The sequence below is a fragment of the Noviherbaspirillum aerium genome (genome assembly GCF_008929045.1).
Lineage (GTDB): Bacteria > Pseudomonadota > Gammaproteobacteria > Burkholderiales > Burkholderiaceae_D > Noviherbaspirillum > Noviherbaspirillum aerium.
This window is the reverse complement of the sequence record NZ_VFAH01000045.1, coordinates 1-19129: the sequence shown is the minus strand read 5'-3', so window position 1 is coordinate 19129 and position 19129 is coordinate 1. Positions and strand designations below refer to the sequence as shown.

Here is a 19129-nt window from a genome sequence, read left to right as displayed (position 1 = left end):
TCGGGCGACCCTTGCGGGAAGGCCGTTTAGCTTCAATGGACACTGTGGTTCCCACTACTCGTTTGGTGGGAGGTACTTTGGCTTCTCCTGCAAACAATGTCCACACGGCTCAGAGACGACGCTTACGTCCCGCCCGCGCCCCTCGGCGTTGATATCGCCATTTTTAGATAGAACGCTTAACGCATTCGACAAGCGCTGGTTGAGCTTTTTCTTGTCTTCGGTCGATGGGCGGATGCCCATAGCGGCAACCGCTGCATTAAAAATCTCCGAAGCCGATTGCGGAGTGTCCGTCAATAAAGACGGCCAAAAGTCCTTGCCGGTGGAAGGCAGCTTGGACTTGGTTGCCGGCGTCGCGGCTGCCTTCTTCTGAGACCTTGCCACTTCGGGTTCCGCTTTTTGACTGACCGCCGCGCGGCGACGTTTTGTTCGTGAGTCAGTAACTGGCGCATGAATAGCGGCCAAAGTCTCCAGCACGTCCTCTAAACTTTCAACCAGTTTTGAGTAGTACATCATGCCTTGACGGGCCTGATTCAATTCGAGCTGAATAGCCTTCGCTGCCGATCCAGTATTTGCCATGGAAGTCTCCTATCTAAATGGAAATACAGTTTAGCAAGTTATGAAAGAGATTCAATTATGTTAAATAGCCCACGCTTATTTTGGTGTCGCAGTAATACGGGCGTCAACATACAGTGAAGGTGAGGCTCGAATACGATTTTTATACGACAACTGCTTTAATGCACATCGGGATAGACGTCGTTAGATGACCGTTAACGTTCAATCCAATGCACGATCTCTAACCGTGCTGCGGATCAAGCCTCATGATGCGCTTGGTAGACCCGCTCGACTTTGCGAGCCTTGAATCAGCGTGATAAGGGTACGCATAGTTTGCGTGCATGTCCCCGCTCAGTCAACTACGTCGAATCGCACCATCATTGCGTGATCTTCGTGACTGATGTTATGACAATGCATCATGTACTTGCCGATAAAGTCACGAAACTGGATGAATACTTCCACCTCCTCACCGTCAATGATCGGATACACGTCCTTGCGGCCGCGCTCATGAGCTGGCGGTGATTTTCCGTCCCGTGACAGGATCCGTCCTTCTTCCATGTGGATGTGTACGGGGTGCAGCCAGCTACCCTTGCTCTCCAGCGTCCAGATCTCAGCCGTCCCTTTTTTTACGGTGAACAGCGGCTTGGTCACGTCAAACAGGTTGCCGTTGACAGTCCAGCTGCCGCCGGAGCGATCGAACTCGAAGTTGCGTCTGCGCACAGCCTTCTTGGTATCAATCGGCGGAAGGTCGCGCAATTTCGCCGGGACTTGGCTCGGGTCATCGACCGCTCCAGCTTTGATTTTAAACTTCAGGATCTCGTCACCGGGGGTGAGGAGTTTTCCTGTCGGTTTCCTGCCGTCGACCTGTTCCAGCCGGTTCACCAGGATGACCTCATCGTCAGCACCGATATTGCCGAAGGCCTTGAAATCGATGATGATGTCGGCACGCTCGGCCGGCGCAACGCGAATCTTCTGCATCGTCAATGGCGCCGGCAGCAGGTTGCCGTCATTGGCGATATAGGTGAAATTCTGTGCACGTCCCTTGTACATGAGGTAGAACTCGTACTGCCGGGACGGGCTGGCGTTCAGGATACGGAAACGGTACTTGCGGCGCCTGACATCAAAGAACGGCTGGATCTTTCCGTTGACGCAGATCTTGTTGCCCAAAATGCCGTCATTATTGAATTGATCCAGCTTCACATAACCACTGGCGTCGAACTGCTTGTCCTGCACCATCAGCGGAATGTCGAAGTCGCCGACGCCGCTGGGCAGGCGCAGCGCTGTCGGGCTAGGGTCGGTCTCATTGCCAGAGTCGATATGGTCGAACAACAAGTAGAATCCGGCGAGTCCCCGGTAGACATTCCCGGCCGTGAAATCCATCCGGTGGTCATGAAACCATAATGTGCCCAGTGCTTCCCGCGCGTCACCGCCGGCATAGGTGTTCGGGTACAAATGGTCCTTCCACCGTCCTGGTGCGGTAAGCGATGGGCCCGCCTTTGTGGCGCTATAGTAGTCACCGGTGAAACCGTCACTCTCGGAGGCACAGTGCAGGTTATGCAAGTGAGTGGAGATCTCCGGAGAACCATACCCGACGGCATCGCCAGGCAAGTTATTGCGAAAGCGGACGCAGACGGGCTCTCCATACCGGGCTACGATCGTCGATCCGGGCAACGTGCCGTTGTAGCCCCAGATCAGGTTCTTGGGCCCTTGCGCATGGAACTGATGTTCTGCCTGCCTGACATCAATATCGTAGAGCACTCGGGGCTGAAACTCGGTCCAGCGCTGGTGTGGGAGGCGTCCAGTCTCGCCGTTTGCTTCATCGCAGTCTGCCGCAGGAGCGGGGGCTAAGGCACCTACTGGCGCCAGTGCTCTATTGACAGGCAGAGGGTCCATCCATGGTGTGGTGGTATAGCCGCCGCTAGGCGTAGTGGTCTGGGCCTGGATATCCCCGATGCGGGACGCAATGATACTGGTACCGGTTGCTACCATGCCGAGTTTCAGGAGGTTCCTGCGGCTGAGCCCGCTTTCTTTAGTAGAGGAAGACGACATGGTCGACACCCTTTCTGTACATGGTAAAAATGTATGTGTAGATAACGGCGTTGTGCCCGGATCCCGACCATTTCATTGGCCGCCTCTGCCTGCTGCTACATCGACGTTCCGTTTGTGACGAGATTAGCCAATTTGGCAATGACGGCCAATAGTACAAATGCCGTACAAGGCTGCGGATCGCAATGGCTAGCTCAACAGCCGCAGCGGTACTAAGAATAAAGCAGCCCTCGTTTTTCGCCTTCTAGCAGGCGGCTGTCATGCAGCATTGTCGTTCTGAGTTTGTGCCCGTTATCAATTGTCTGAGATGAACTCAACAGGGAAGTGCAGGCACCGGCTTTGGGCAGCTAGCCCCAAACAGTACCCCGAAGCTCAGCAAGCACTTTCCTTGGCAAGGGGGGATGTTGCTGCGGCTATGCCGTTAAATGCAAGTGGTAGGCAGAAGACAAGTCACCACGGATACGAGTCGCCGGTGGTCAAATCCGCTGTGGTGTCCAATCCGGCGCTCGAATCGCTGCGCAAGTTCGTGGCGGAAAACCCATCCATTGCCACCATCGGCAAGGACCAGTTCGCCGTCCAGAAGATGCTGGGGCGCGACGGCTACAAATAAGAGCAATCCGTCCTCAGCATTCCTTGTAACTGAACCAGAGTTCTGCAACGAGTCAATGGTACCGCCTATAACGATACCTTTGTCGATTCCATGTCCATGAGCCGTGCTGCGATCAAGCAGCGGCGAATCACACTTCGCAAGCACTGAAAGCAACTGAAAAGGAGAAAACTCATTACCGTCTGGCATCTGTAGTCAGCACTGTGTTCGTCAGATCCTGCTAGAGTATTCATGTCGAAATGGCGAAACTGCGCTTGACAACGCGCCAACGAATTGCATAGGATAAAAGCCGCCCATTACCGCACCATGAGAAAATCCCGTCCATCCAGAATTGTTGCCGCGCTTGTAGCGCTGTTCAGCGTGCTGTTTATGCAGTTCGCAGTAGCGGCCTACGCTTGCCCGACACTGCATCTTGGACAGGCCAACGACACGATGGACATGAGCGCTGACGTCAATGGTATGGCGACCATGTCGGGCTGCGCCGGTGTGGACATTGAGAAGCCTAACCTCTGTCAAGCAGACAGTCACAAAGGAAAGCTTTCCCTGGACAAGCCCGAGCTGCCCAATGTGCCGTCGTTTGCGCCAGCGCAGTTACTAGCGATAGTCATCCCAGTTCATCTTTCCATTCCTTCTGCGCCTTCCACCTCACCAGCAGGCATATTGGCGCGGACTACCGCGCCGCCGTTATCCATCCGCCACTGCTGCTTCAGAATTTGACGCTTCAGATTGCGTAGACCTTCGCTGTACCCGCTTGGCGGGACCAGTGCTGTTCGTTGCTATCTGGAGATTTCATGTTATTCCCCACCCCTGCGCATGCATCCATGCGCCGCGTCGCTCGCCGGTTTGTACCGGGAATGGCTCTCGTTTCAATCTTGGTCTCGACTTCAACGACCGCTTTTGCGGCAGGTGCGCCGCTGACGCTGACTCAAGCACAGCACCTGGCTGTTGAGCGGTCACGTCAGCTGCAGGCCAAGGACTATGCTGTCACTGCATCCCAGGAAATGTCGGTTGCCGCCGCTCAACTACCAGATCCTACGTTGAAGGCGGGGGTCGATAATCTGCCGGTCAATGGATCCGACCGCTTCCGGTTGGGGGCCGATTTCATGACCATGCGTTATGTCGGCGTCATGCAGGAAATTACTCGCTCCGATAAGCGAAAATTTCGTGCCGAACGCTATCAACGAGAGGCGGACAAAACCACCGCGGAGAAAACGGAAGTGGTCGCCAATATTCAGCGCGACACCGCACTTGCCTGGCTGGAGCGCTTTTACGCCGAAGCGATGGCTGCTGTCGTGGACGAGAATGCGACACAGTCGGAGTTCGAAATCCAAGCCGCTGAAGGGGCTTACCGGGCTGGACGCGGCAACCAGGCTGAGATTTTCGCCGCTAAAAGCGCCTTGTCGACCTATCGTGACCGGGCTAGTCAAGTCAACCGTCGCATCCGGAATGCGAAAGTCACCCTTGCACGCTGGATTGGCACCGCCGCCGATTCACCGCTTGCCGGCAAGCCTGCCACAGATACGGTTCGTCTGGACGCGGGTGCGCTCGATACCCAGCTCGCTCATCACCCCCGTGTTGCCGTTCTGAACCAGCTCGAAGCCATGGCCGTGGCGGACGCGAAGCTGGCGCACGCCAACAAGCAGCCGGATTGGAGCGTGGAAGTCATGTATCAGCAGCGTGGTTCCGCGTATGACAACATGATCTCGTTTGGCGTCTCCGTGCCGCTGCAATGGGACCAGAAGAACCGTCAGGATCGGGAACTTGCAGCCAAGCTGGCCATGGTCGAGCAGGTCAGGGCCGAGCGCGACGACATGCTTCGTGCGCATGTGGCAGAAACGCGCGCCATGCTCAACGAGTGGGAAAACGGAAAAGAGAGACTGGCCCGTTACACAGAGGAACTGGTCCCGCTGGCAAAGGAACGCACGCTTGCCGCGCTAGCGGCTTACCGTGGCGGAAAGGCGGGCTTGGACGATGTGTTAATGGCACGGCGCAACGAGATCGATGTGCGCCTGGAGGCGCTGGAGCGGGAAGCTGAAACAGCCCGGCAGTGGGCCGAGCTTAATTTCCTGTTTCCAGATAGTGGCTTGAGTCATCCAGCCACTACGCAATACAAGGAATTCAAATGAAAGCAAAAGCAATTGTGCTCGCGTTGGTTGCAGTTGGCGTCGTTGGAGCCGGAGGATATGGCTTGTACTCGGCCGGCATTGATCAAGGACTGAAGTTGGCGGCTCCAGCGCAGGGCGGGACGGCGCCTGCCGGCGCGGCCGGAGGTACGTCAGGCGGCGGCTTGGTGGACTCTGCCACTGGTAAAAAAGTGTTGTACTGGCATGATCCCATGGTACCCGGACAGAAATTCGACAAACCTGGCAAATCTCCCTTCATGGATATGCAACTGGTGCCGGTTTATGCCGAGGATGCTGGTGATGAAGGCAGCGTCTCAATCAACCCACGGATCCAGCAAAATCTTGGAATTCGCACGGCAGAGGTGACGAAAGCGAATCTCGCAGCGGCGCTCGAAGCGGTCGGTAGCGTTGCCTATAACGAACGTGACTTGGTCATGGTACAGGCGCGGAGCAACGGCTTTGTAGAACGGCTGTATGTGCGTGCCCCGCTCGATGCAGTCCGTAAGAGCCAACCTCTGGTTCAGCTTTACGTTCCCGACTGGGTAGCGGCCCAAGAGGAATATCTTTCCGTTAAACGGATGAATGGCACGGGTGCGGAGGCATTTGTCGACGCGGCGCGCCAACGGATGCGCTTGGCCGGCATGACGGATGACCACATCCGCCTTGTAGAAACGACGGGAAAAGTTCAGGCCAGGATGACACTTACGGCACCGGTATCCGGTGTGGTGGCGGAACTGTCCGTGCGCGAAGGCATGACCGTGATGTCTGGCGCGCCGCTGTTTCGCATCAACGGCTTGTCAACCGTGTGGGTCAACGCCGAAGTGCCGGAAAATGTCGCGGCGCAGGTTCGTCCCGGTAACGTCGTCGAGGCACGTACGCCATCGTTGCCCGGAACCGTTTTCAAAGGAAAGGTGAGTGCGATATTGCCGGAAGTGGATCCCACGACGCGAACACTGAAAGCACGGGTCGAGCTTGCCAATTCGGGCAGCCAACTCGTTCCCGGGATGTTTGCGACCGTCAACTTCACACCACATACCCGCCAAGACGTGTTGACCGTACCGAGCGAGGCGGTGATCGCGACGGGTAAGCGAAGCGTCGTGATGATTGCGCAGGGCGATGGCAGGTTCGCCCCGGTCGATGTGGAGGTTGGTATCGAGGTGGATGGCAAGACCGAGATACGAAAGGGCCTTGAGGCAGGCCAGAAAGTGGTGGTGTCGGGCCAGTTCCTGATCGACTCGGAAGCGAGCCTGAAGGGCACCATAACGCGCCTGGGCGAAGTACCTGCGGCAGCCGAGGGTGACAAAGGCGGCGACCAACTCCATCGCGGACAGGGCAAGGTGGAAGTCATCGACAAGGACGAAATCGTTCTCTCGCACGAGCCTATCCCCAGTTTGCAGTGGGGAGAGATGACCATGGGATTCAAGCTTCCACCACAAGGACTGCCAAAGGGCATTGCCGAAGGTGATAGCGTCACCTTCGAGATCCGGCCTCGCAAGGATGGCACCTATGAAGTCACGTCTATTGGTCCGTTGGGCGCTTCCGCTGCTTCAGGCGCGAAGGGTGAAATGAAAGGCGGCATGAGCATGCCCGCAGCGCCGGCAGGAGCCGTCAAATGATTGCCAAGTTGATTCGTTGGTCCATCGCCAACCGGTTTTTAGTGTTGCTGGCAACGATCATGCTCACTGCATGGGGCATCTGGTCACTGACGCGTACCCCGGTGGATGCATTGCCTGACTTGTCCGACGTGCAGGTGATTATCCGAACCACTTATCCCGGACAGGCACCACAGATCGTCGAAAACCAGGTGACGTATCCGTTGACCACCACCATGTTATCAGTGCCGGGGGCGAAGACGGTACGCGGTTATTCGTTCTTTGGCGATTCCTTCGTCTATATCCTGTTCGAGGATGGCACCGATCCGTACTGGGCGCGTTCGCGCGTGCTCGAGTATTTGAACCAGGTTCAAGCGCGGCTGCCACCCCAGGCGAAGGCATCCCTGGGACCCGACGCAACCGGTGTGGGATGGATCTATGAATATGCGCTGATTGACCGGAGCGGAAAAATGGACTTGTCACAATTGCGCGCATTGCAGGACTGGTTCCTCAAGTATGAGCTCAAGACCGTCGCCAACGTCTCCGAGGTCGCCAGCGTGGGCGGCATGGTCAGGCAATATCAGATTGTGCTCGACCCGGACAAGCTGCGTGCCTACAGCATCCCGCACGGAATGGTGATCGAGGCAGTGCAAAAGTCCAATCAGGAAACCGGCGGCTCGGTGCTGGAGCTGGGCGAGGCCGAGTACATGGTACGCGCATCGGGGTATCTCCAGTCCCTCGATGATTTCCGCAAGATTCCATTGACGACCACCTCTGCCGGTGTTTCCGTGCGCCTGGGGGATGTCGCGCGAATACAGCTCGGACCGGAAATGCGTCGCGGTATCGCTGAGCTGAACGGAGAGGGCGAGGTGGCGGGAGGCATCATCGTCATGCGGTCGGGTAAGAACGCCCTTGAAACAATCGATGCCGTCAAGGCCAAGCTACATGCGCTAAAACCCAGCCTGCCGCAAGGAGTGGAAATCATTCCCACCTACGACCGCAGCGGACTGATTAAAAGCGCGGTGGCAAATCTCGAAGAGAAGCTGATCGAGGAATTCATCGTGGTGGCGATCGTCTGCGCGATATTCCTGTTTCACGTTCGTTCTGCGCTGGTCGCCATCGTTTCGCTGCCGCTGGGGATCCTCAGCGCTTATATCGTGATGTACTACCAGGGGGTCAACGCCAATATCATGTCGCTTGGCGGAATTGCAATTGCCATCGGCGCGATGGTCGACGCGGCCGTGGTGATGATCGAAAATGCGCACAAGCATATCGAGGCCTGGCACCAAGCCCATCCAGAACGCAAGCTCAGCGGTGATGAACAATGGCGTGTCATCGGAGATGCCTCGGCAGAAGTCGGTCCTGCATTATTCTTCTCGCTGCTTATTATCGTGCTGTCGTTCATCCCGGTGTTTACGCTCGAAGCCCAGGAGGGGCGCTTGTTCTCGCCGCTGGCATTCACCAAGACTTATGCGATGGCGGCAGCGGCGGGCCTAGCGGTGACGCTGATACCGGTATTGATGGGATACCTGATCCGTGGGCGCATCCCGGAGGAGCAGAAGAATCCACTCAATCGCTTCCTGATCGCGCTTTACCGTCCGCTGCTCGATGGCGTGCTACGCTTTCCGAAGATGACATTGGTGGCCGCCGCCGCCATCGTCGCATTGACCGTGGTGCCGTTGAGCCGGCTGGGCGGAGAATTCATGCCGCCGTTGAATGAGGGTGACCTACTCTATATGCCATCTGCACTGCCGGGACTATCGGCTGGCAAGGTGTCGGAACTCTTGCAGCAGACCGACCGGCTGATCAAGACCGTCCCCGAGGTGCATACCGTGTTCGGCAAGGCAGGACGTGCCGAATCGGCGACCGACCCGGCCCCGCTCGAAATGTTTGAAACCACGATCCAGTTCAAGCCACGGGAGCAGTGGCGACCTGGCATGACGCCCGACAAGCTGGTCGAGGAGCTTGACCGTGTTGTCAAGGTACCCGGACTTTCCAACATCTGGGTCCCTCCCATCCGCAACCGGATCGACATGCTCGCGACTGGCATCAAGAGTCCGGTTGGCATCAAGATCGCCGGAACCCAGCTTCAGGAAATCGACCGTATTACCGGCGAGATCGAGCGTACTGTAAAAAAGGTACCGGGTGTCAGCTCCGCGCTGGCCGAACGGCTGACAGGAGGGCGCTACGTCGATGTCAACATCGACCGCGACGCCGCGGCACGGTATGGATTGAACATTGCGGACGTACAAAGCATCGTGTCGGCGGCAATTGGCGGCGACAACATCGGTGAGACAATTGAGGGACTGCAGCGTTTTCCGATCAACGTGCGCTATCCGCGGGAGGTGCGTGACTCGGTTGAAAGGCTGCGTCAGCTGCCAGTACTGACGGCGCGCGGAGCCCAGATTCGGCTCAGCGACGTTGCCAGCATCCGAATTAACGACGGTCCGCCCATGCTGCGCAGTGAGAATGCCCGCTTGTCAGGCTGGGTCTACGTGGATATTCGCGGCAGGGACCTAAGCTCGGTCGTGGCCGACATGCAGCAAGCAGTGGCAAAGGAGGTCAAGCTGCCTGCCGGATATTCGCTTTCCTGGTCCGGCCAGTTCGAATATCTTGAGCGCGCGGCGGCCAAGCTGAAGGTCGTCGTACCGGCCACCTTGCTAATTATTTTCGTGTTGCTGTACATGACCTTTCAGCGCTTCGACGAGGCAGTGCTGATCATGGCGACGCTGCCATTCGCACTAGCTGGCGGTATTTGGCTGCTCTGGCTACTCGGACACAATCTGTCAGTGGCAAGCGGCGTTGGTTTCATCGCACTTGCCGGCGTTGCCGCCGAGTTTGGCGTCATCATGCTCCTTTATCTAAAGCACGCATGGAACGATAGGGTCATGCTCGGTAAGACGAGTGAAGCAGACCTGCTCGATGCGATCCGCGAGGGCGCGGTGCTGCGGGTGCGTCCCAAGGCGATGACGGTGGCGGTCATTATTGCCGGCCTCGTCCCGGTCATGTACGGCACCGGAACCGGCTCGGAAATCATGCAACGCATTGCCGCACCGATGGTAGGAGGCATGGTCACAGCCCCGCTGTTGTCGATGTTCGTGGTGCCGGTAGTCTATTTGCTCTTGCGACGGCGCGAGCTGCGAAGCGCACAACGCCGCGAGCAGAGGGCGCAGGAAACGCGGTTGAAGGCCGCCTGACGATTTCGCAGTTCACAGTAACGTGTGTAAGTCGTCCAGCGTGAGCGAGGCGTGGGAAGCGCAAGGGCGCCATGGATACGCGCATTGGCGTCTATGCGTCGAGATTGTGTCTTTGCAGGCGTTATAAAGCATAGAGGTGCTATGTTTTTATTGGGAAAATGGATACCGAAGGAGGTGGTCAACACCTACATTCTGCTATGGGGCCTGACGGTAGTTCCAATGCTGGTCTATATTTTCTGGGGCATGTGGAAAGCCAGGCGCCATGGCCGCCTGGCGCGGCCGGAAAGACGGAAACGCAAAAAACGCACACGGCATTGACAGCGTGCCTGAGGTTGCGAGCTTCCGATACGCGTTAGCGGCAAGATCATCATCTAGGTACGCGTATAGACCAGCGTACCGCTGAATTGGAAAGCAATGTCTTGCCGTCCACGAGTCGCATGCGGCCAGCCGTTCTCCTGGTACGAATGGCGTTCTGCTCGGCGATTTCACTTTGACCGTCAATGCAGCTGCAAGAGATCCTGCAAATCCGAGTAGCAACGGTATCGTCTACAAATTCAGGGGGGGGACGTGACCGTGTTTTGCAGCAGGCGTTGCCCCTGATCTGGAGATCAACGACGTGTCTGACATGGTGGCATGGGCATTCTATTATCATATTAGGGTTAATCCTCTAACCTGATCGCCCATTGATATCATGGATATACCAAAACAGATTCGAGACTGTGGTCTGCGGGCTACGCTTCCTAGAGTACGGGTGCTGCAGCTGTTCCATGAACATCCGGGAAAGCATCTTTCTGCGGATGATATTTCTCACCTGCTTGCGAATGAGAAGATTAACGTCATCTTGCCTACCGTGTACAGGGTATTGATGCAGTTTGCTGATGCGAATATCCTGATTCGTCACACATTCGACGCAGAGCGCGCCGTCTTTGAGCTCAATGAGGGTTCGCATCATGATCATCTTATTTGTACCAAGTGTGGCCGAGTAGACGAGTTCATTGATGAGGCGATCGAGCGCCGCCAAAAGGCCGTCGCCCAACAAAGGCGATTTGTGCTCCAGACACATACGCTTACGCTGTATGGTCTCTGCGCGCAATGTGCATCACGCGTTCGTTAAAGCAGGGCCTTCGCCGGTTTCATGTATTCGCAGTGCTGGGCGCAACCTACCGACAAGGGGCAGGCCAGTCGCTTACGACTGAGTGACAAACGTCCACGTCCGACTGACGGCACGGTTATCAATGAGGCCTCGAAACGTGACTTCATAGGTGGTGGCAGGCGCAAGCGGGACAAGAGGAATGATTGATGCCGCGGAGCTTGGCGTGTAACGGTCGGTGCCGGCTGTCAGTAATCGTACGGGGAGCGCTGCACTGCCGCGCGGCTGAATGGTAAAGCTTTCTACCTGTACAGTCGACGTCACATTCGCGTGGACGCTGATGGGGTAGCCGACTTCATTCTGCTGAGGAACAGGGTCGGGCAATTCATTATCGCTTTGAAAATTTTGGGGGACTTGCTGCTGCCCGTTAAAGGGATAGGTAACGATGTCGCTGGCGCCAAGTCCTCTGTCTAGCCCGACTGCACCGAAGTTCGTGGTGAAATAGGTCATGCCGCGCGCCGATGTTACAGCGCCGCTGCCTGCCTCTTTAAACATAGGTTCGAATGCCACGAACCGGTGATAGATAGCCGCAATCAACTCCTCCGCAGACCTGAAGCCGGAGGTATAACTGGTACTGGAGATGATCTCACCGTACATATAGCCCGCCGTCCCCAGCTCGTAGCCGGCATTGGCAAGGCGTTCGCCAAGCGTGGCACCGGTAAAATCCGCATCTGTCCGTGTTTGTTCATGCGAAATGACGTTATTCGTGGCCTGGTACCTCGAATGCCCAAGCGCAGCAGTGTCAATACGGTTATTGCGCGTCACGCTGGCCAGGCCCACCTGAGTACGTCTGAAATTGAACCAGTTGAAACCGTCCGTTGCGATGTTTCCCGTCGCTTGCGGTGCTCCTGGCTCTGGGGTGGGTGCAGCCGACGCGGCCGCGGTACTGGACGCGACGTTGTCAGTGCCGCTTCCACCACCACAACCAGCCAGGGCGATGGAGAGCAGAACAGCAAGGAGCCATTTTTTTGAGAGGGCAGTATGCAAGCGATACCTCCAGCGAGCGATTCGGATTCAGGGGGCGCTCAGCCTGAGTCACCAGTGGTGACCGACGGGTGAGATGGCATGGCGATGTCATGTGGCAGAACGCTTTGTTTGCAAATGACAATGTCCGGTATGACTGATAGCCATAGAAGTGGTTCATCCCATATGCAATGCCGCAGGAGATAACCATCGATCGATCCAGTCAGTCGGAGCCGGCTCAACTCTGACTCTGCTGCAAAAGGCCGCCGGGTGGATTGGCAACAGCAAGCCGGCATGCTTCCACGACGTTCAATGCAGCCCGTTCATAGGAGTACTCGCGCACACGGGCCACGCTCATCCTTGAACAATTCTTCCATGTCTCTTCGTTCGTCAGCAACATCGCCGCACGGGAAACCCATTGTTCTGGGTCCAGCGCACACACAAAGCCGTTTTCCCCATCACGGATGAGTTCGCCTGCCGCACCTGCGTATGGAGAGGAAATGACAGCCAGGCCTGCGGCGCAAGCCTCGTTCACGACAACGCCCCAAGGATCACAATGGGTAGGAAACAGGAAAATGCGGGCCTTCCAATAGAAGGGTGGCAGTTCCCGATGATCTTTGAATCCATGGAATTGCGCATCGACTACCTCGGCATGGGCCGCTGCGTATTGCCTAAGCATCGCTTCCTGGTCGCCCGCACCGATAAACAGGATGCGGGTCCTGCGGCGGAGTACGCCTGCGGCCCCGATGGCAACCTCGAGTGCGAACCTGGGATTCTTGACCTCTTCGATTCGGCCACAAAAGACAAAATCAAAAGGCCTTCGCATAGGGGTACCCTTGGCAGCAAACAATTCATTGTCAATGCAGAGGGGGACCTTGAAGCAGCGTTCTGCAGGGATCTGATAATGACTGAATAGTCGGACCCCGCCGTCGCTTGCAGCCAGAAAAGCCTTCGATCTGGCAAAGACGAAGCGCCGTATGCTCTTATGGATTCGGCTAAGGGAATGCTCAGACCAGTCGGTACCGTCAGTCATGGGAACATGCGGGATACGCTTAGCCAGCGCATAGGCGAGCGCATACAGATGCGTGGGGTTGAATCCTCCGGTGATGACGACATCAGGCGCAAAGCGATGCAATGCCGGGATGACATCTACGTTATTGTGTATATACCGGCCGCTTTTTTCGATGACGTTTTCACGCAGACAGACATAGCCGAAGTCCAGCGGCGGCAACACCCATTGTCGGTTCGGCTCGCGCATCGTGCAGAGAATAACCTGCAGGGTAACGCCTGGCATCTTGGCAAGAAGGCTAAATAGCGGTACACGGTAGGGCGGGAGCTCATTGGTCACAATAGCGATACGAAGCATGTTTGGACTCGTGTTCAGGGGTGCGTAAGAAAGTAACGCTATGGGTCACACGTGGGCAAGGCCGCGTTGGCGGTTCTGGTGCGTTCGGGATGAAAACACTTCATTGACATGGCTTGCGAACCTACAAGGCAATAGCACGCTTGCCACCACCCCTTGAGGTAAGGGGGATGTCGAACGATAATGCCGCCATCACGCAGGATCACGTCAGAAAAGAAAGGCGCGCCAGGCACGACATCATCCAGAGCATCGACTTTACAGGAAGTGGCAGCCGGCAATAGTGATGGTGCCGGCTACTCGCCGATGAACACCGATCGATTCGCGTCGATACGGAGGAAGACATGGCGAAGCTGGAGTGTCGCGTCGTTTCAACGGTATATGAGACGCAATTCATGTCGTCAATGCATAGGCAAATCCTTCCACGCCTTGTTGAGCGCAATGTGATGTGGTGGTCGACCGGCGAGTCGAATCGTTCGCAACGTGCACCCAACAGGGTGCGATCGCGGTCAATGGAAGATGTCTTCCCAGCCCGATATCCCACCCCAGGAATGATGGAGGAACGAAGGAGTTTGCACCTATTGTCCGCTGCGATAAGTCATGTCTTGTGGGTTGCCGTAGGGGCTATTACCGCCACCACGTGTTGCCATGCCGGAACAGCCAGCCACAAGCAGAACAAGCAGCACTGTAGAAATTGCTTTCATGTCATTTCCTGTTTTTCAAATTGGAGATACGGCGCTTAAGCACCTTGGCCTCTTCATCTTGAGCGATGGACATTACAAACAGATGACAAGAGGATTACATGTCGTGCCGGTATGCGTTAAGTCAGAAGGGCGATATAAACTTTTCAAGCATCGCCTCAGTCGATACAGAGGTACTTCATCATCCCCGCGCTTCGCCGAAGGACATTTGCGCAAAACGCAGCCTGAACGGAGGACATGGCATCGCATAAGTGCCCTCAAGCGTTATGCGTCGCTGTGTTCGCGCGTAAGTGGAATGCGATGGCGCCGTGGCAATGTGCTTTGTGGAATAGCACTTGCTGTGAGTGGACAGGTGCCATGAGCGAAGTTCTTGCGCTGCATGGAACGCCATCTGTACGCTGGATGACGAAGGAGTGGGTGTAGTAATCGATACTGAATGGCAAATGACACGATAGAAGACGGGGGTTGTGTGGATAGGTATAAAAAAGAGGGCGCGCTTAACCCTGCGAGCCGGTCGCGACGGCGGTTCGTCACTGGCCTGGCCGCAGGTGGGGCATTGGCAGTCGCCGGGCCATTCGGGCGTCTTGCATGGGCCGCTTCCGATACTGGCAAGATAAAGACAATGCAGGGGACCGAGTTTGATCTCGCTATCGGAAGTACGCCGGTGAACTTCACTGGGAAAGAACGCCACGCAACGACGGTCAACGGAGGCGTTCCGGGACCCTTGCTGCGCATGCGTGAAGGGACAACAGTTACCTTACGGGTGACCAACCGCCTCGCCGAGGACTCCTCCATCCACTGGCATGGGCTAATCCTTCCGTTTGAAATGGATGGGGTTCCCAGCTTCAGCTTTCCGGGCATTGGTCCCGGCGAGACCTTTACTTACCAGTTCAAGGTGCAACAGAGCGGCACCTACTGGTATCACAGCCATAGTCGTTTCCAGGAACAGACAGGGGTTTACGGGCCGATCGTAATCGATCCCGCCGGCCCGGATCCGATTCAGGCAGACCGAGATTATGTCGTCATGCTAAGCGATTGGACTGACGATGAACCCGAGTGGATTTTTCGGCGACTGAAGCAGTCCTCGGACTTCTTTAACTATCAGATGCCGACGGTGGGAGATTTCTTTCAGGATGTACGACAGATGGGTTTGTCCAAGGCGTTTGAGAAACGGCGCATGTGGGACCAGATGCGGATGAACCCCACCGATCTCGGTGATGTCTCCGGCGCCACTTTCACTTACCTGACCAACGGTACCTCGCCTGCCGGCAACTGGACAGCGATTGCACGGCCTGGCGAACGGGTCCGCTTGCGCTTTATTAACGGCGCGGCAACCTCCATATTTGATGTGCGTATTCCAGGCTTGAAAATGACCGTGGTTTCCGCGGACGGTCAAAACGTTGAGCCGGTGACGGTCGATGAATTTCGGATTTCAGTCGCAGAAACCTATGATGTGGTGGTGCAGATGCCGGATGACCGTGCCTACACGATCTTTGCGCAATCCATTGACCGGAGCGGCTATACCAGGGGAACACTCGCTCCCAGGTTGGGAATGTCAGCGGCCGTCCCGGAAATGGATCCGAAAACCTGGTTATCCATGGTCGACATGGGGATGGGAAACATGCCGGGCCATGACATGGGCGCGATGAACGTGCAGGGAAGTCCCCAACCTTCTGCAGCGATGGGGCAGTCGCACCCGCCCGGCGGTCAACATGGCGGCGCAGCGGGTACGACAGCAACGTCGCCGTCGCCCGGGGCCGGTCACGCGATGCATGACATGCCAGGCCATACGATGGGAGGGGCAACTCCAGGCGCAGCGCAGGCCGCGCCGTCCGGCATGGCCGGACATGACATGTCTGCCATGAACTCCCAGAGCACGCCGGCCTCCGCGCAAGGCGGTGGCAACATGGCGGGTCACACCATGGAGGGAATGGCAGGCATGTCGGGCCATGACATGTCTTCTATGCAGGACATGACGATGCTAGGCACTGAACCTGGCGTCGATTCCCGCTCAATGGCGCCTTCGAAGTCACTGAGTGATCCCGGGCCCCGATTGCGCGACAACGGGCGTCGGGTCCTTACTTATGCAGACCTGCGTACCATCGGTGGCCCTATTGACCAACGTCCCCCTTCGCGCGAAATTACGCTGCGGTTGACTGGAAACATGCAGCGCTTTATCTGGGGATTTGATGGCAAAAAATTCCATGAAGCCGAGCCAGTCTATTTCAAATATGGTGAGCGGCTTCGGGTCACGCTGATCAATGACTCGATGATGAACCATCCCATTCATTTGCACGGCATGTGGAGCGAGGTCGAGAACGAGAATGGGCAGTTCCAGGTTCGCAAGCATACGGTCAATGTCCAGCCAGGCAAGCAATTGACCTTTCAGGTCACCGCTGACGCCATTGGACAGTGGGCGTTTCATTGCCATCTTTTATATCATATGGAAGCGGGTATGTTCCGCAAGGTGATCGTCGCATGAGTATTTACCTGCCAACCTGTCGTGAAACTCATCGCCGGCGGTTGCCTGCGTTGCCTACTCTTGGCGTAGCGATCGGCTTGCTCCTCGCTGGCCCCGCCGTCTTTGCGCAATCGACAATGCCCGGAATGGACCACGGATCTATGCCGGGCATGAATCATGGTGCCATGCCCGGTATGGATCATGGCTCCGGGAATACCCAGTCAAACGCACCGGCTGTCACGCCCGCTCCTGCGCAACAGCCGCCATCCCGCGCTCCAGCGCCATCGCATGAGTCACATCCAGCCCTCTCCAGCCCGGCGTCTGGCATGCCGGCGCCGGCAGGCGCTGGTCGTAGCATCCCTGGTGATCCTTCGTCCGGAACAACCCCGATGCCCATGCACGGCAACCACAACATGGCAACGCCGAGCCAACAGCAGATGCTTCGCTCGTCGACCGTCCCCTCCGCATCGCAATACAAGCGCAATCCGGATGGTTCTTACCAGATTCCGGGCTCGGAAATGGTCATGGCCGACAACGATATCTTTTATATGGTGCTGTTGGATCAGCTGGAGTATGTCAAAAGGCGCAATAGTGATGGTATCGCCTGGGATGCCGAAGGATGGGTGGGACGTGACTACGGCAGGCTTTGGCTCAAAACAGAAGGCGAGCGTATTGAAGGTAGATCGGAAGGCTCGATCGAAGCGCTTTATTCCAAGCCCATTGCCGCGTTCTGGGACGCGCAAGTCGGAGTCCGACATGACTTTGGGGAGGGGCCGAGCCGTCAATGGCTGGCCCTGGCGATCCAGGGTACCGCGCCCTACTGGTTCGATGTTGAAGGTGCGCTTTACCTGGGGTCCGCCGGCAGGGTTGGCGCACGCTTCAAGACCGACTACAGCTTCCGGCTCAGTCAAACGGCATTTCTTACCCCGGAAGTCGAAGTCAATGCCTATAACAAGTCTGATCGTGCACGTGGCATCGGGAGCGGCCTGTCGGATATCCAATTCGGATTGCGTCTTCGGTACGAACTCCGTAGAGAAGTGGCTCCCTATATTGGCGTGACGTGGGGGCGCAAGCTCGGTCGAACAGCGGATTTCGCGCGCGAGGAAGGTGAATCACCCATTGAGCGCCAAGTGGTCGCAGGAGTGCGTATCTGGTTCTGACCCTAACCTCAAGACTTAATGATTATTAACGGCTTGCGCAACCTCTGTTGCGCTGGCCAGGAACGGCCTGTGTTCAGGTGTTGTCGCGGTCTTGCTGAAACTCGACCTGCGTTCAAACCGGCAGATGCAAGGTTGGTAGTCCAATTCACGTTGGTAAGCCCGATAACGAAAGCGTCGATGCGATCCACGCCGTGGCGATAGATGCCTTCGACAAAGCGAGTTGGTTGGTACAGGGGCATTGCAGGTCCAACAATCCCGAGCGTTATAAATCCAGATGGAGAACACTATGCAGATACCTTATTTGAAAACGTGTACCGCGACGGCCGTCGTCTTGCTGCTTGTCGGTTGTGCGGGCAATGCACCGCAGTCAACCGCTCAAGGTTCGTCCTCGACGTCTGCTGCCGTACGTGGGGCAGCGACGTCGGCACCAAGGCCTTCTGCCACGTCTTCCGCCGGCACTGCAAATACGAATATGCAAGGTATGAGCCACGGCACTGGCTCCATGGCGGGGATGGACCATTCATCGATGGCCAACATGAAGGGAATGGATCACTCCCAGCATATGCAAGGCGCCGGGACGGCCCAGGGCGGCAGCCAGACATCGGCCAGCAACCATTCCATGGGACACGGCAGCGGGGGGCACGGCGAATCCGCAGCGGGACGGCCTGGCACCGCAGGGCAAGTCACCCGCACCGTCAACGTCACCGCGCTTGATACCATGCGGTTTGATCCGTCAACCTTCGCTGTGAAGTCTGGCGAGACGATCCAATTTGTCGTGACGAACAAGGGAAAGGTGCCACATGAGTTTGTCGTTGGCACGGCGGAAGAGCAAAAGGAACATGAGCAAATGATGCAAAAGATGCCGGGCATGAAACACGATGACCCGAATGCCATCACGCTGGCGCCAGGGGAAACCAAGAGCCTCATCTGGCAATTCGGCCGGAGCGCCAATGTCGAAATCGGCTGCCATATCCCAGGACACTACCCGGCGGGCATGGTGAGCAAGGTCACCGTCAGCGGGGCCGGCAGCCGATAGGTTACTTCGGCCGCATCTGCAGCACGGCGTTACCACGGGCTCCTTGCCAGTATTTAGTCGTCCCTGAAAAAGTCTGAAGTAATTAGGCTGGTGCATCATTTGGCGGGAAGGAATGGCTGAGCCGATGCAAGATTTTGCGCAAGTTGTGTCCGGCAGCGCAAAGGATGGCATTCATGGCATC

Annotated in this window: 15 protein-coding genes; 9 read left to right on the top strand and 6 right to left on the bottom strand. The window is 56.7% G+C overall.

Going from position 1 to position 19129, the window contains the following annotated elements; genetic code table 11:
• Window positions 1-54: 54 nt before the first annotated feature.
• A complete protein-coding gene (locus tag FH061_RS29160; protein ID WP_151639343.1) occupies window positions 55-576 on the bottom strand; it encodes a hypothetical protein in 522 nt (173 codons plus the stop codon).
• A 327-nt stretch (window positions 577-903) separates the two neighbouring features.
• Window positions 904-2601 (bottom strand): multicopper oxidase family protein, encoded by a 1698-nt coding sequence (locus tag FH061_RS29155; protein WP_225984968.1) that lies wholly within the window; start codon window positions 2599-2601, stop codon window positions 904-906.
• Window positions 2602-3070: 469 nt separating this feature from the next.
• Here FH061_RS29155 and FH061_RS30805 point away from each other — a divergent pair, with 469 nt between their 5' ends.
• From FH061_RS30805 to FH061_RS29130, 6 genes are all read left to right on the top strand, one after another.
• Complete coding sequence (locus FH061_RS30805) at window positions 3071-3208, top strand: hypothetical protein (RefSeq protein ID WP_192805321.1); 138 nt, start codon at window positions 3071-3073, stop codon at window positions 3206-3208.
• Between the two features lie 303 nt (window positions 3209-3511).
• Window positions 3512-3922, top strand: a complete 411-nt coding sequence (locus FH061_RS29150; protein ID WP_151639342.1) for a hypothetical protein — start codon at window positions 3512-3514, stop codon at window positions 3920-3922.
• Window positions 3923-3996: 74 nt separating this feature from the next.
• On the top strand, window positions 3997-5331 hold the full coding sequence (locus FH061_RS29145; RefSeq protein ID WP_225984967.1) for a TolC family protein: 1335 nt from the start codon (window positions 3997-3999) through the stop codon (window positions 5329-5331).
• Window positions 5328-6944 (top strand): efflux RND transporter periplasmic adaptor subunit, encoded by a 1617-nt coding sequence (locus FH061_RS29140; RefSeq protein WP_151639341.1) that lies wholly within the window; start codon window positions 5328-5330, stop codon window positions 6942-6944. Before FH061_RS29145 ends, FH061_RS29140 begins: the two co-directional genes overlap by 4 nt.
• Complete coding sequence (locus FH061_RS29135) at window positions 6941-10117, top strand: efflux RND transporter permease subunit (protein ID WP_151639340.1); 3177 nt, start codon at window positions 6941-6943, stop codon at window positions 10115-10117. The genes FH061_RS29140 and FH061_RS29135 overlap by 4 nt, the downstream gene beginning before the upstream one ends.
• 691 nt (window positions 10118-10808) lie before the next feature.
• Window positions 10809-11231 (top strand): transcriptional repressor, encoded by a 423-nt coding sequence (locus tag FH061_RS29130; protein ID WP_151639339.1) that lies wholly within the window; start codon window positions 10809-10811, stop codon window positions 11229-11231.
• 72 nt (window positions 11232-11303) lie between these two features.
• Here the strand turns inward: FH061_RS29130 and FH061_RS29125 are convergent, their stop codons facing one another.
• From FH061_RS29125 to FH061_RS31585, 3 genes are all read right to left on the bottom strand, one after another.
• Window positions 11304-12254 (bottom strand): CAP domain-containing protein, encoded by a 951-nt coding sequence (locus tag FH061_RS29125; RefSeq protein WP_151639338.1) that lies wholly within the window; start codon window positions 12252-12254, stop codon window positions 11304-11306.
• Between the two features lie 214 nt (window positions 12255-12468).
• Window positions 12469-13596 (bottom strand): glycosyltransferase family 4 protein, encoded by a 1128-nt coding sequence (locus FH061_RS29120; RefSeq protein WP_225984966.1) that lies wholly within the window; start codon window positions 13594-13596, stop codon window positions 12469-12471.
• A gap of 572 nt (window positions 13597-14168) precedes the next feature.
• Window positions 14169-14294: a hypothetical protein gene (locus tag FH061_RS31585; RefSeq protein ID WP_264158769.1), complete on the bottom strand. Its 126-nt coding sequence runs from the start codon at window positions 14292-14294 to the stop codon at window positions 14169-14171.
• 433 nt (window positions 14295-14727) lie between these two features.
• Here FH061_RS31585 and FH061_RS29115 point away from each other — a divergent pair, with 433 nt between their 5' ends.
• A complete protein-coding gene (locus tag FH061_RS29115) occupies window positions 14728-16773 on the top strand; it encodes a copper resistance system multicopper oxidase (RefSeq protein WP_151639337.1) in 2046 nt (681 codons plus the stop codon).
• Between the two features lie 216 nt (window positions 16774-16989).
• Here the strand turns inward: FH061_RS29115 and FH061_RS31375 are convergent, their stop codons facing one another.
• A complete protein-coding gene (locus FH061_RS31375) occupies window positions 16990-17136 on the bottom strand; it encodes a hypothetical protein (RefSeq protein WP_225984965.1) in 147 nt (48 codons plus the stop codon).
• A 29-nt stretch (window positions 17137-17165) separates the two neighbouring features.
• On the opposite strand from FH061_RS31375, the gene FH061_RS29110 reads away from it, so the two are divergent.
• Both FH061_RS29110 and FH061_RS31370 read left to right on the top strand, forming a co-directional pair.
• Window positions 17166-17912 carry a copper resistance protein B gene (locus FH061_RS29110; protein WP_225984964.1) on the top strand — a complete coding sequence of 249 codons (747 nt, stop codon included), beginning with the start codon at window positions 17166-17168 and terminating at the stop codon, window positions 17910-17912.
• A 286-nt stretch (window positions 17913-18198) separates the two neighbouring features.
• Window positions 18199-18948, top strand: a complete 750-nt coding sequence (locus FH061_RS31370; protein WP_225984963.1) for a cupredoxin domain-containing protein — start codon at window positions 18199-18201, stop codon at window positions 18946-18948.
• The last annotated feature ends 181 nt before the right edge of the window (window positions 18949-19129 follow it).